The 13,486-nt window shown below is 70.2% G+C and carries 10 protein-coding genes and 2 tRNA genes; 6 read left to right on the plus strand and 6 right to left on the minus strand.

From position 1 onward, the window contains the following. Positions 1-174: 174 nt before the first annotated feature. Positions 175-765 (minus strand): TetR/AcrR family transcriptional regulator, encoded by a 591-nt coding sequence (locus ACYBSK_RS31555; protein WP_457480656.1) that lies wholly within the window; start codon positions 763-765, stop codon positions 175-177. A 153-nt stretch (positions 766-918) separates the two neighbouring features. On the opposite strand from ACYBSK_RS31555, the gene hisN reads away from it, so the two are divergent. Both hisN and ACYBSK_RS31565 read left to right on the plus strand, forming a co-directional pair. After that, on the plus strand, positions 919-1,719 hold the full coding sequence (gene hisN / locus ACYBSK_RS31560; protein WP_457480657.1) for a histidinol-phosphatase: 801 nt from the start codon (positions 919-921) through the stop codon (positions 1,717-1,719). Between the two features lie 168 nt (positions 1,720-1,887). Beyond that, positions 1,888-2,289, plus strand: coding sequence for a CBS domain-containing protein (locus tag ACYBSK_RS31565; RefSeq protein WP_457480658.1), 402 nt, complete (start codon positions 1,888-1,890; stop codon positions 2,287-2,289). Positions 2,290-2,364: 75 nt separating this feature from the next. Here the strand turns inward: ACYBSK_RS31565 and katG are convergent, their stop codons facing one another. Continuing rightward, entirely contained in the window at positions 2,365-4,575 is a 2,211-nt protein-coding gene (katG, locus tag ACYBSK_RS31570) for a catalase/peroxidase HPI (RefSeq protein ID WP_457480659.1), read from the minus strand. Between the two features lie 137 nt (positions 4,576-4,712). On the opposite strand from katG, the gene ACYBSK_RS31575 reads away from it, so the two are divergent. The 4 genes from ACYBSK_RS31575 to ACYBSK_RS31590 all read left to right on the plus strand — a co-directional run bounded on the left by ACYBSK_RS31575 (position 4,713) and on the right by ACYBSK_RS31590 (position 8,105). Continuing rightward, positions 4,713-5,132 carry a Fur family transcriptional regulator gene (locus ACYBSK_RS31575; protein WP_457480660.1) on the plus strand — a complete coding sequence of 140 codons (420 nt, stop codon included), beginning with the start codon at positions 4,713-4,715 and terminating at the stop codon, positions 5,130-5,132. 178 nt (positions 5,133-5,310) lie between these two features. Further along, complete coding sequence (locus ACYBSK_RS31580) at positions 5,311-6,069, plus strand: ABC transporter ATP-binding protein (RefSeq protein ID WP_460244142.1); 759 nt, start codon at positions 5,311-5,313, stop codon at positions 6,067-6,069. Further along, complete coding sequence (locus ACYBSK_RS31585) at positions 6,066-6,935, plus strand: ABC transporter permease (protein ID WP_460244143.1); 870 nt, start codon at positions 6,066-6,068, stop codon at positions 6,933-6,935. Before ACYBSK_RS31580 ends, ACYBSK_RS31585 begins: the two co-directional genes overlap by 4 nt. Positions 6,936-6,971: 36 nt before the next feature. After that, positions 6,972-8,105, plus strand: coding sequence for an ABC transporter substrate-binding protein (locus ACYBSK_RS31590; RefSeq protein ID WP_460244144.1), 1,134 nt, complete (start codon positions 6,972-6,974; stop codon positions 8,103-8,105). 56 nt (positions 8,106-8,161) lie between these two features. On the opposite strand, the gene ACYBSK_RS31595 is transcribed toward ACYBSK_RS31590, so the two are convergent. The 4 genes from ACYBSK_RS31595 to ACYBSK_RS31610 all read right to left on the minus strand — a co-directional run bounded on the left by ACYBSK_RS31595 (position 8,162) and on the right by ACYBSK_RS31610 (position 13,348). Then, positions 8,162-8,235 (minus strand) — tRNA-Met (locus tag ACYBSK_RS31595). A 68-nt stretch (positions 8,236-8,303) separates the two neighbouring features. After that, on the minus strand, positions 8,304-10,097 hold the full coding sequence (locus ACYBSK_RS31600; protein ID WP_457480664.1) for a tetratricopeptide repeat protein: 1,794 nt from the start codon (positions 10,095-10,097) through the stop codon (positions 8,304-8,306). A gap of 228 nt (positions 10,098-10,325) precedes the next feature. Beyond that, positions 10,326-10,399, minus strand: a tRNA-Met gene (locus ACYBSK_RS31605). Positions 10,400-10,447: 48 nt separating this feature from the next. Continuing rightward, the gene (locus ACYBSK_RS31610) at positions 10,448-13,348 is read right to left on the minus strand and encodes a UPF0182 family membrane protein (protein ID WP_457481927.1); all 2,901 of its coding nucleotides are present in this window, start codon (positions 13,346-13,348) and stop codon (positions 10,448-10,450) included. Positions 13,349-13,486 lie beyond the last annotated feature (138 nt).

Raw genomic sequence — 13,486 nt, forward strand, 5'->3', positions numbered from 1 at the left:
CGGACCCCGCTGCTCAATCGCCGCAGAGGCTCCATCAACCCACCGGCTCCCCACCCCCTCCGGCCGACGCCGCGCCGCCTTGGGCAATCTGCCGCCAAGGGCGGCAGGGTGGGCAAGGCGGCACCACGGTGCCGGGCACACCTCACGGGAGGCGTGGGCCGCGACGGGTAGGGGTCAGGCGCGGGGGCGGCCCAGCACCTCGCGGACCAGGCGCCCCGCACCCCCCTCCCCCGGCGGAGCCATCACGCACGACAACGCGAGCCGCACCGCGACCTCACAGTCCCGCGCCAACCCCTCCGCCTCACTCTTCGCACCCCCCGGCACCCCGAGCGCCGCCACGCTCCGATCCCGTACGGCCGCCACGAAGTCCCCCGGCCCCGGCAACGGCCCGTCCGCCCGCCGCTGCGCCGGCACGGACGACGAGGACGGCACGGCGGACAGCGTCGGCGACGGCAGCCGCTCGCTCCAGCACCCCGTCAGCGCGGCCCGCACCAGCGGATTGCGCCGCGCGCTGGCGACCGTCCACTCCGCGACCGCGTCGAGCCCGCCCTCCTTCAACGCCCGGTCGACCCCGGCGAGATACGCGTCCGCCTCTCTGCGCACGAGCGCCCGCGCGAGCCCTTCCTTGCTGCCGAACTCGTTGTAGAGGGTCTGCCGGGAGACCCCGGCGACCGCCGCGACATCGACCATCCGCACTCCGCCCCACGGCCGCCGCCCGAGCGCCGTGTAGGCCGCTTCCAGTAGGGATTCCCGCGCTGCAGGCATCGTCGCCTCCCCGGTTCGCCGGGTTTGTCAGGCCTGTGTGGCCAGAGTTGACGCGCTCGTACGCACTGTCAAGGCCTCGCGCCGAGCACGCCCGGCCCGCCGTCGGATCGGTCCCTGTAGAACTCGGCGTAGCACGATCGATACTGTTCACTCATGCCCGACTACCAAGATGATCTGCGTCTCGCCCATGTCCTCGCGGACGTCGCCGACGCCGCGACCATGGACCGGTTCAAGGCCCTCGACCTGAAGGTCGAGACCAAGCCGGACATGACTCCGGTGAGCGAGGCCGACAAGGCCGCCGAGGAGCTGATCCGCGGCAACCTGCAACGGGCGAGGCCGCGCGACGCGATCCTGGGCGAGGAGTACGGGGTACAGGGCACGGGCCCGCGCCGCTGGGTCATCGACCCGATCGACGGGACCAAGAACTACGTGCGCGGCGTCCCGGTCTGGGCGACGCTCATCTCGCTCATGGAGGCGGGCGAGGGCGGCTACCAGCCGGTGGTCGGCGTCGTCTCCGCCCCGGCGCTCCAGCGCCGTTGGTGGGCGGCCAAGGGGGCGGGCGCGTACACGGGCCGCAGCCTGACCTCCGCGTCGCGGATCCACGTCTCGAAGGTCGGCCGGCTGGAGGACGCCTCGTTCGCGTACTCCTCGCTGACCGGCTGGGAGGAGCAGGGCCGGCTCGACGGGTTCCTCGACCTGACGCGGGCCGTGTGGCGCACGCGCGGCTACGGGGACTTCTGGCCGTACATGATGGTCGCCGAGGGCTCGGTCGACCTGTGCGCCGAGCCGGAGCTCTCCCTGTGGGACATGGCGGCGCCCGCGATCGTGGTGTCCGAGGCGGGCGGCCGGTACACCGGTCTCGACGGCCGCCCCGGCCCGCACAGCGGCAACGCGGCGGCGTCGAACGGCCTGCTCCACGAGGAACTGCTGAGCTACCTGCGCGCTTCGGTCTGAGCGCGCACCGAGCTACGCGCGCGCCTGAACTCGCTTCTCGCGCCCTCTTGTTGGCACTCCCTTTACCTGCAACTCTGAGAGTCCCCCCACTTGTGAACTTGTGAACCGTTTCTCGTGACGTACGAGCCCGGTTCCGCGAGTGCCTCACACAGGAAGGTGGCTCCATCCATGCTCGTCCGTGACGCCATGAGCACGGTGGTCCTCACCATCGGTCCCGACCACACCCTGCGCCAAGCGGCCCGGCTGATGTCCGTACGCCGCGTCGGCGCCGCCGTCGTCCTCGACCCGGACGGCTGCGGCATCGGAATCCTGACCGAGCGCGACATCCTCAACGCCCTGGGACAGAACCAGAATCCGGATCTGGAGACCGCGGGCACGCACACCACCACCGACGTCGTCTTCGCCGCACCGGCGTGGTCCGTGGAGGAAGCGGCCGCCGCCATGACGCACGGCGGCTTCCGGCACCTGATCGTGCTGGACGGCCAGGAACCGGTCGGCATCGTCTCGGTCCGCGACATCATCCGCTGCTGGGCCCCGGCCCGCCGACACCCCGCCCCGCTGCCCGCCTAGGCACGCCGAAGAGGGCCGGCTCCCCGAAGGGAACCGGCCCTCTTCACTCACGCTTCAGTCACGCGCCACGGGCGCTCAGCGCACGTCGAACCGGTCCAGGTCCATGACCTTGGCCCACGCCGCGGCGAAGTCCTTCACGAACTTCTCCCTGGCGTCGTCGCTCGCGTACACCTCGGCGAGCGCACGCAGCTCGGAGTTGGCGCCGAAGACCAGGTCGGCACGGGTGCCGGTCCAGCGGACCTGCCCCGAGGAGTCGCGGCCCTCGAACTCGTCCTGAGCGTCCGACGTCGAGTTCCACTGGGTGTCGATGTCGGTGATGTTGACGAAGAAGTCGTTGCTCAGGACGCCCGGACGGTTGGTGAGCACGCCGTGCTTCGAGCCGCCCGTGTTGATCCCGATGACGCGCAGACCACCGACGAGAACGGTCATCTCGGGCGCGCTGAGGGTCAGCAGGTTCGCCTTGTCGGTGAGCAGGAACTCCGCCGGGAGGCGGTTGCCCTTGCCCACGTAGTTGCGGAAGCCGTCGGCCTTCGGCTCCAGGGCCGAGAAGGACTCGACGTCCGTCTGCTCCTGCGTGGCGTCGACACGGCCCGGCGTGAACGGCACCTCGATCTCGATGCCGCCGTCCTTGGCGGCCTGCTCGACGGCCGCGGAGCCCGCGAGCACGATCAGGTCGGCCAGGGAGACCTTGCGGCCACCGGCGGAGTTGAAGGACTCCTGGATGCCTTCGAGCACGCGGAGCACCTGCGCGAGGCTCTCCGGGTCGTTGACCTCCCAGCCGCGCTGCGGCTCCAGGCGGATACGGGCACCGTTGGCGCCACCGCGCTTGTCGCCGCCGCGGAAGGAGGAGGCGGCGGCCCAAGCGGCGGACACCAGCTGCGGGACCGTGAGGTCCGAGGCCAGCACCTGCTCCTTGAGCGTGGCGATCTCGGAGGCGCCGATGACCTCGCCCTCGCGCGCCGGCAGCGGGTCCTGCCAGAGCAGCTCCTCGGAGGGGACCTCCGGGCCGAGGTAGCGGACGACCGGACCGAGGTCACGGTGCGTCAGCTTGTACCAGGCGCGGGCGAACGCGTCCGCGAACTCCTCGGGGTTCTCGTAGAAGCGGCGCGAGATCGGCTCGTAGATCGGGTCGAAGCGCAGCGAGAGGTCCGTGGTGAGCATCGTGGGGAGCCGCTTGACCGAGGGGTCCTCGGGGTCCGGGATGATCGCCTCGGCGTCCTTCGCCACCCACTGGTTGGCGCCGGCCGGGGACTGCGTGAGCTCGTACTCGTACTCGAAGAGGTTCTTGAAGAAGTAGTTGCTCCACTGGGTCGGCGTCTCGGTCCAGGTGACCTCGAGGCCGGAGGTGATGGCGTCGCGGCCCTTGCCGGAGCCGTGGCCCGACTTCCAGCCGAGGCCCATCTGCTCCATGGGCGCGCCCTCGGGCTCGGCGCCGACGAGACCGGCGTCACCGGCACCGTGGGTCTTGCCGAACGTGTGGCCACCGGCGATGAGGGCGACGGTCTCCTCGTCGTTCATCGCCATGCGGCGGAAGGTCTCACGGATGTCGCGGGCCGCGGCGATCGGGTCCGGGTTCCCGTTGGGGCCCTCGGGGTTGACGTAGATCAGGCCCATCTGGACCGCGCCGAGCGGGTCCTCCAGGTCGCGGTCGCCCGTGTAGCGCTTGTCGTCGAGCCAGACCTGCTCGGGGCCCCAGTAGACGTCCTCGTCCGGCTCCCACACGTCCTCGCGGCCACCGGCGAAGCCGAAGGTCTCGAAGCCCATGGTCTCCAGGGCGACGTTGCCGGTGAGGATCAGGAGGTCGGCCCAGGAGATGCTCTGGCCGTACTTCTTCTTCACGGGCCACAGCAGTCGGCGGGCCTTGTCCAGGTTGCCGTTGTCCGGCCAGCTGTTGAGCGGGGCGAAGCGCTGCTGGCCCGCACCCGCGCCACCGCGGCCGTCGCTGATCCGGTACGTACCGGCGGAGTGCCAGGCCATCCGGATCATCAGCGGGCCGTAGTGCCCGAAGTCGGCCGGCCACCAGTCCTTGGAGGTCGTGAGGACCTCGGCGATGTCGCGCTTGACCGCCGGAAGGTCCAGGGAGTTGAACGCCTCGGCGTAGTCGAACTCCTCACCCAGCGGGTTCGCCACGGCCGGGTTCTTCGCAAGGATCTTCAGATTGAGGCTCTCGGGCCACCACTGGCGGTTGCCACCGCCCTGCGTCGGGTGTGCCGCTCGGCCGTGCGCGACCGGACAACCGCCCGCTTCCGCGTTGGGGTCCGTCACAAATTCTTGATTCTCGGACATTGGGTGCCCTTCCCGAGTCGTCCTGTCGCTTGGCTATAGCCGAGTCTGATCCTACAATGGACAATGTCTAAGTCAAGGAAAGCTCCAAAGTCACACCGAATCGGGGCCAAGGTCCCCTGACTGTTAGGCTGGCCCTTATGAGTGACCTGTTGGAACGGCTGCGCGGACGCGGCTGGCGCATGACCGCGCAGCGGCGCGTCGTGGCCGAGGTGCTCGACGGGGATCACGTCCACCTCACCGCCGACGAGGTGCACGCGCGCGCGACGGCGAAGCTTCCCGAGATCTCACGGGCCACGGTCTACAACACACTGGGCGAGATGGTCTCGCTCGGCGAGGTGATCGAGGTCGCCACCGACAAGCGCGCCAAGCGGTACGACCCGAACGCGCACCGCCCGCACCAGCACCTGGTCTGCGACCAGTGCGGCCAGATCCGCGACGTCCACCCGGAGGGGAACCCGCTGACGGCCCTCCCCTCGTCGGAGCGCTTCGGCTTCACGATCTCCGACGTCGAGGTCACCTACCGAGGACTGTGCCCGAACTGCGCCGCGAAGGCGTAGCTCCCCCCTTTTCACCGAAGGGCCCGCACCGCGAGGTGCGGGCCCTTCGTGTTGCCCGAGCCGCTCCGCCCGGCCCGGCCCGCGTTGCGTGAGCCGACCACGCACCCCCTTCCGGAATCTGACGGGTCGTCATATTCTCGCCCCCGCCCACGAGAATCCGCCGCACCCCGGAGGGCCCATGCATCCCAAGCTCCAAGCCCGCGCGCTCACGAGGACGTTCGGCACGACCCATGCCCTCGGCCCCCTCGACCTGACGGTCGCCCCCGGCGAGTTCGTCTGCGTGGTCGGCCCCTCGGGCTGCGGGAAGTCCACCCTGCTCCGGATCGCCGCGGGCCTCACGCGCCCCTCCACCGGCACCCTGGAGATCCGCACCGCCGACCCCCGCCCGGCCGCGATGATCTTCCAGGACTACGGGATCTACGACTGGAAGACGGTCCTCGCCAACGTCCGCTTCGGCCTCGACGTCCAGAAGGTGCCGCGCAAGGAGGCGAACGCCCGCGCCCGCGACTGGCTCGCCCGCATGGGCCTGGCCGACTTCGCCCACGCCCACCCCGCCGCCCTCTCCGGCGGCATGCGCCAACGTGTCGCCATCGCACGGGCGTTGGCGGTGGAGCCGGAGATCCTCCTCATGGACGAGCCGTTCGCGGCCCTCGACGCCCAGCTCCGCACGATCCTCCAGGACGAACTCCTGGAGCTCACCCAGACCACGCACACCACCACGCTCTTCATCACGCACAGCCTGGAGGAGGCGATCGTCCTCGGCGACCGCGTCCTGGTGATGTCGGCCCGCCCCGGCCGTGTGATCGCCGAGCGCAGGCCGCCGTTCGAACGCCCCCGCACCGGCGAGATCCGCGACACGCCCGAATTCACGTCCCTGAAGGGCGAGTTGTGGGACCTGCTACGCGGCGAGGTGCACCAGGAGGCGGTCCCGGCATGAGCGCGCTCACCCCGACGAAGACCGCGGACGACGACCTCCTGGTCCGCGCCCCCGGCCCGCGGGAACTCCACCCCGCCCGCGCCCGCCGCAGGCGCCGCGCCCTCGAACTCTCCCTCGCGGTCGCGGTCCCGGTCGTCCTGATCCTGCTCTGGCAGCTCGCGGCCTCCCAGTCCTGGATCGACGCGCGCGTCTACCCGGCCCCGTCCACGATCCTCGCCGACGGCTGGCAGCGCGCGGCCGACGGCGAACTGTGGCCGGACGTGTGGGCCACCCTCCAGCGGGTCCTCGCCGGCTACGTCATCGGCACGGTCTCCGGCTACCTCCTCGGTCTCCTCATGGGCTCGGTCTCCCTGGTCCGCGCGGCCCTCGAGCCCCTCCTGGACGCCCTCTACGTCGTCCCGAAGCTCGCCCTGCTGCCGGTCTTCCTCAACATGTTCGGGCTCGGCGAGGGCCCGCAGATCGCGCTCGTCGCGGCGACGGTGTTCTTCTTCGTGTGGATCTCGACGATGGCGGCGGTCATCGCCGTCCCCACCGGCCACCGGGACGCGGGCCAGGTCTTCGGCGCCTCCCCGTGGCAGATGTTCCGGCACGTCCTGCTCCCCGCCTCGCTGCCCGCCGTACTGGTCGGCGCGCGCATCGCGGCGGGCGTCGCGGTCCTGGTCATCGTCGCCTCGGAGCAGATCGCCGCGAACGACGGCCTGGGCCACCTGATCTTCGACGCCCGTGCCCTCTTCCAGAACGACGTGATGTTCGTCGGCATCGTCTGTGTCGCCGTGCTCGGCGTCGTCTTCTCCGAACTGGTGCGCCTGGCGGGCCGCTTCCTCACCCCGTGGGCGCCGCGCGACCGCGGCCGCGGCCAGTCCTGACCCTGTCGTAAGGCTCCTTCTTCGTACGGAGACTCCATGCACCCCAGACACATGGGTACGACCCTGCTCGTGGCCGGCGCCCTGCTCCTCGGCACGACGTCCTGCGCCACCCACGACACCCCGTCCGACGCCGCCGCGAAGCCCCGCACGATCAAGGCGGTCGCGGGCTGCGGCAAGGGCTCCTGGACCGACCCGGAGGACCGCTCCCCCGACCGGGAACCGGCCCGCTGCGCCAAGGGAGCACCCGAACCGCACAAGCTGAGCGAGCCCCGGAAGCTGACGATCGCGACGGGCACGCTGAGCGCCGAGTACGTGGCGCCGCTCGCCATGGCCGTCGAGAAGGGCGAGTTCGAGAAGGAGGGCCTGGACGTGACGCTGAAGGTCCTGCCCACCCCCGACGCCCTCCCGCTCCTCGCCAAGGGCGAGATCGACGCCCAGTGGGCCGCCCCGGAGGCCGCCGTCATGAACGGCATCCTCGGCGGCTTCGACATCAAGTGGGTGTCCGGCAACTTCTCCCCCGACCCGAAGTCCAAGAGCGGCCTGTGGGTGCGCCTCGAGAAGGGGGAGCGCGCGGCGCAGGTCCGGATGGCGGGCAAGAAGATGGGCACGCTGATCGGCAAGGGCTCGGTCGCCTCGTACCCGATGAACATCGCCCTGCGGAAGCACGGCGGCGGCCTCGACAGGATCCAGTTCCAGCAGCTCGGCTCGGCCGACGTGCTGACCGGCCTCCAGAACGGCGGCGTCGACTCTGCCTGGCTCCTCGACCCGATCTGGCGCAAGGTCGACGGCGACCGGCGCTACGCGTTCCTCGGCGGCCAGCCCCAGGGCGAACCGCTGGGCGGCATGCTCTTCGGCCCGAACCTCCTCAGCAAGGACCCGGACGCGGGCGTCGCGTTCCTGCGCGCGTACATCCGTACGGTCAACACGTACTTCCGCGGCGACTACAAGCAGGACCCCGCGTTCGTGTCGGAGCTGGCGAAGCTGCTGAAGACGGACCGGAAGGTCCTGGAGGAGACGCCTTCGCTGCGGATGGACTGGGAGATCCGCTCGGGTACGACGGACCGGTTGCAGGCGGCGTACCGGGCGGCGGGCGTCGCGGAGGGTGATCCGCTGCCGGAGTCGAGGACGGTGAACCGCAAGCTCTACGAGGAGGCGGTGGGCCACCAGTAGCCGCACACGCGCCGAGGCCCGGAACCAGTGACTGGTTCCGGGCCTCGGACTTTCAGTAGCGGGGACAGGATTTGAACCTGCGACCTCTGGGTTATGAGCCCAGCGAGCTACCGAGCTGCTCCACCCCGCGTCGGTGAACACAACTCTACGGCACCCCTTCGACCAGCGCAAATTGCTTCCGCGGCGGGTCCGGCGGCGTTACGCCGACAGTTCCTGCCGCAGCGCGTCCCGCAGCCGCCCCGCCCGCTCCGCGACCTCCGCGGGGCCGAGCTCGACCCCGCGCGACGCCCATCTCTGGCCTTCGGCGAGGTCGCCCCGGCGCGCGCACAGCAGCGCGAGCCGCAGCGCCGCCCGCCCGTGCCCGGCATCGGCCGCCCGGGTCCACCACAGCGCCGCCTCCGGCTCGCTCCCCTCGCGGGCGAGCAGCAGCCCGAGGTTGAACGCGCCGTTGCGCGATCCGGCCTCCGCCGCCTCCCGGTACCAGCGCGCCGCCTCCACCACGTCGCCCCGCGCGGCGGCGAGCATGCCGACCCGCACCTGCGCACGCCGGTGCCCGTGCTCGGCGGCCCGCTCGTACCACTCCTCGCACTCGCTCTTCTCGGTGACGGGCTCCCCCAGCTCGTGCCGGGGCGCGGGCGGCCGCCGCACGTCGAGCAGCGCGGCGAGACGGTACGCGGCCTCGGCGCTGCCGCCGCCCGCGGCGCACCGCAGGTGCCGCTCGGCGGCCTGCTCGTCGCCCTCGCGCTGCCGTGCGATCCCGGCCTGCAAGGCGGCCTCGGTGTGCCCGCCGGCCGCGGCCCGCTCGTACCACTGGAGCGCCGCCGCCTCGTCGTCTCGACTCGCGTAGAGGATCCCCAGGTTGAACGCCGCGTCGACGCTGCCGGCCTCGGCCGCCTTGGAGAACCAGGGCTCGGCGCCGACCGCGTCCCCGTTCTGCAGAAGCAGCACCGCGAGCGCGTTGGCCGCCTCCTTGTGACCCGCGTAGGCGGCGCGCCGGTACCAGCCCTCGGCCTGCACCGTGCGCTGCTGCTCGGCGCAGAGCAGCCCGAGGTTGTACGCGCCGTTGTTGTCGCCCGCGTCCATGGCGGCGCGGTACCAGCGCTCGGCGGTCTGCGTCTCGCCGCGCTGCGCGTGCAGCGCGCCCAGGGCGTTCGCCGCGTTGCCGTCGCCGTCCTGCGCGGCGCGCAGCCACCACACGGCGGCGCTCTCCTCGTCGCCCGCGTCGCGCAGCAGGAACGCGAGGGCGCACGCGGCGCGCGCCTCGCCGTCCTTGGCGGAGGTCAGGTACCAGCGTCCGGCCTCTTTCAGGTCGCCGCGCTTCTCCAGGATCGACCCGAGGTGCAGCGCGGCCCGCCGGTGCCCGCGCGCGGCGGCCTGCCGGTACCACTGCTCGGCCTCCTCGGCCGGGTTCCCGTCCCCGGAGACCAGCACGTCGGTGCCGCCCTTGCGGTCGAGCGCGCGGGCGAGCCGGTACGCGGCCTCGCGGTGCCCGCGCTCGGCCGCGGTCCGCATCCAGCGCTCGGCCCCGACATCGCTGCGGTGCTCCAGGAGGTCGGCGAGGGCGTAGGCGCCGAGGGTGTGGCCCTGCTCGGCGGCCTGGCGCAGCCAGTACTCGGCGGCGGGCTCGTCGCCGCGCTCGCGGAAGTGGCGTCCCAGGGCGTGCGCGGCGGGCGCGGATCCGGCGACGGCCGCGACGCGCCACCATCCGGCGGCCTCGTCGGCGTATCCGCGCTGGTGGAGCAGGACTCCGAGATTGTTGGCAGCGGCCCGGTCACCGGCTCCGGTGGCGGTACGCAGCAAGGGCTCGGCTCCGCCGAGATCTCCGCGGCGCAGCAGCATGGCGCCGAGGACGCTCATCGCCTCGACGTCGCCGGCCTCAGCGGCCAGCCGCTGGCGTGCTTCTTCCACAGCTTCGCCCGGTTCATCCCGATCCGTCGGCTGCACAAACCGCCCTGTCTCCAACAGAGTTGCCTTGTCCCCCATAACGTCCATCGTCGCACCACCCGCAACCCGGGTACACCTGGTATACCGCAGCCATTGAGGTCACTTCAGCGTTTTGTCGACATGCCCACAGGGAGACAAGTGAAACACAGAAAGCTCAACTCCCCTCGGGAGGAGCATCATTCGCACATGCTTCGCACATGCCAGGGGCCCATGACAGACGGGGCCCCGACGCACCGAAGGCCCGGAAGCCTTAGCTTCCGAGCCTTCGATCATCAGTAGCGGGGACAGGATTTGAACCTGCGACCTCTGGGTTATGAGCCCAGCGAGCTACCGAGCTGCTCCACCCCGCGCCGTTGTGTGTGAAACCGTATCACGGCGCGGAGGGGGCACCCGACCACTCAGCCGCCGGCCGCCTCCTTGTCGGCGCCGGACTTGTCGTCGCCCTTGTCCTTGGCCGCCTTGTCGGCCTCGCTCTGTGCCTTCTCGGCGCGCTCCAGGGCGTCCTGGAGCTTCTCCTGGGCCTCGCCGTACGCGGTCCAGTCGTTGTCCTTCAACGCCTCCTGGCCGTCCTTGAACGCCTCGTCGGCGTCGGCGAGCGCCTCCTTCACCGTCGAGTTCGACGGCGTCTTCGAGGTGTCGTCGCCCGGTTCCTCCGGTTCGGCCGGCTCGGAGCCGTCCACGTCGAACGCCTCGTTGAGCGCCTCGGACAGCGAGTCCGCGAACCCGATCTTGTTGCCGTAGCTGACCGCGACCTTGCGCATGAGGGGGTACTCGGCATTACGGCCCTGGGCGTAGATGGGTTCCACGTACAGGAAGCCCTTGTCGAGCGGGACCGTCAGCAGATTGCCGTACAGGACCGTCGAGTCGGCGCCCTTCATGTCGCGCACCCAGTTAGCCACCGAACCCGAGGAGTTGAGCGTGTTCTGCACCTGCTCGGGTCCCGCGACCTTGTCCTCGGTGACTCTGAGGAGCCTTATGGCGCCGTAGTCCTTGCTCGTCGCGTCCGCGTCGACCGCCATGAAGGCTCTCAGGTTGGGCCTGCCGCTCGGCGTGAACGTCGTCGTCAGCGAGAACTGCTGGCTGGTCTGACCCGGCATCTTCATGGACAGGTAGTACGGCGGGACCGCGCTGTTGTCCTTCTTGGTCGGGTCGTTCGGCACCTGCCAGGCGTCGGACGCGTTGTAGAACTGGTTCGAGTTCGTCACGTGGTACAGGCTCAGCAGCTCGCGCTGGACCTTGAACATGTCCTGCGGGTAGCGCAGGTGCTCCTTCAGGGAGGCCGGGATCGCGCTCTTGGGCTCGACCGTGCCCGGGAAGGCCTTCTTCCAGGTCTTCAGGACCGGGTCCTTCTCGTCCCACGTGTAGAGCTTGACCTCGCCCGTGCCCGCGTCGACGGTCGCCTTCACCGAGTTGCGGATGTAGTTGACCTGGTTCTGCTGGGCCACCACGGCGCGCTGGCTGTCGGCCTCGTTGAGCGAGTCGGCGGTGCTGTCGCCCAGCGTCGTACGGGACGCGTACGGGTATCCGTTCGACGTCGTGTAGGCGTCGATCACCCACTTGATCTTGCCGTTCACGACCGTCGGATACGGGTCGCCGTCGATCGTCAGCCACGGCGCGACGGCCTCGACGCGCTCCTTGGGCGTGCGGTTGTAGAGGATCCGCGAACCGTCGCCGATGGCTCCCGAGTAGAGGATCTGCGGCTCGCTGAAGGCGACGGCGTACGCGGCGCGGTTGACCGGGTTGGCGAGGTTGACGCCGCCCCTGCCCTTGTAGCTCGTCGTCTTCTGGGTGCCGTCGTCCTGCTCGTAGTCCAGCTCCTTCTGCGGCCCGCCGACGATCGAGTACTGCGTCGTCTTCTCGCCGTAGTAGATGCGCTGGTCGTAGTCGCCGAGGTCGCCGGTGGTCGGCAGGCCCGACTCGGTGAACTGCGGGGCGCCCCCGGAGGTCGCCGTGCCCTTCGCCGTCACGGCGCCGTAGCCGTGCGTGTAGACGAAGTGGTCGTTGATCCAGTTGCGCTTGTCGAGCTTGCCGAGGTTCAGCTCGCGCAGGCCGACCACGGTGTCCTGGCCGTTGTAGCGGTCCACGTCCAGGGTCGTCGGGAACTGGTAGTACTTCCGCTGCTGTTCCAGCTGCTGGAAGGTGGGCGACACGATGTTCGGGTCGTTGAGCCGGTAGCTGGCCGCGGTGTCGGACTCCGCGCGCTGCTTCTCGGTGTCGTCCGAGCCCTTGCCCTTGTAGTCGACGGGCTTGGCCTTGTCGATGCCGTAGGCCTTACGGGTCGCCTCGATGTTCTTCTTGATGTACGGGGCTTCCTTGGACTGCTCGTTCGGCTGCACCTGGAACTTCTGGACGATGGCCGGGTACAGGCCGCCGATCAGGATCGCCGAGAGCACCATCAGGCCGAAGCCGATGACCGGCAGCTGCCAGGTGCGCCGCCACAGGGTCGCGAAGAAGAGGATCGCGCAGATGACGGCGATGCAGAACAGGATCGTCTTCGCCGGCAGATACGCGTTGGCGTCGACGTACCTGAGGCCCGTCCAGTTGTCCGTCGCCTTGAAGTCGCTCTGCTTCACCGCGAGCCCGTACCGGTCGAGCCAGTACGCGACCGCCTTCAGGGCCACGAACACGCCCAGCATGACGGACAGGTGCCCGGTGGCCGCGGCCGTGGCGCGCGCACCCGGGCTGGTGATCCGCAGACCGCCGTACAGGTAGTGCGTCAGCGCGGCGGCGACCAGGCCGATGACGGCGGCCGCGAAACCGAAGCCGAGCAGGAACCGGAACCACGGCAGATCGAACGCGTAGAACGACACGTCCATGTTGAACTGCGGGTCCTTCTGGTTGAACGGCACGCCGTTCACGTACATCAGCCACGTACGCCACTGACTGGCGGCCGACGCTCCCGCGATCAGCCCCACCAGCGCGGTGATGCCGACCAGCAGCCACTTCTTGAAGGGCGCGATGCCCATCCGGTAGCGGTCCAGGCTCTGTTGTTCCATGGACATGGCGCTCAGCGGCGGACGCAGCCGGTGCGCCAGCCAGATGTTCACGCCGACGGCGAGCGCCATCAGGAGACCGAAGACGAAGAAGAGCCCGATCTTCGTCCACAACTGCGTCGTGAAGACGGACGAGAACTTGACCGATCGGTACCAGAGCCAGTCGGTCCAGAACCCGGCGAACATGACGAAGGCCATGCCGAGCACGGCCAGGACGCCGAGCGTCAACAGCAACGTCCGGGCGCGCCTGGAGGGGCGGCCCACTCTGATTCGCGGTCCCGTCGGGCCCCCGCCGCGGTCCGGCATCTGGAAAGCCAAGGTGCGCACCTCGAAGTTCGATATTCGGTGGGTCGGGCCCCCGAGATCGCGGACCCATCACCTATGCAACTTACTCACGCTTTACTCAGTTCCCGGTTCGGGGCAGGAACGAGGCAGGATTGTGAC

Source organism: Streptomyces sp. BYX5S, from assembly GCF_054724165.1.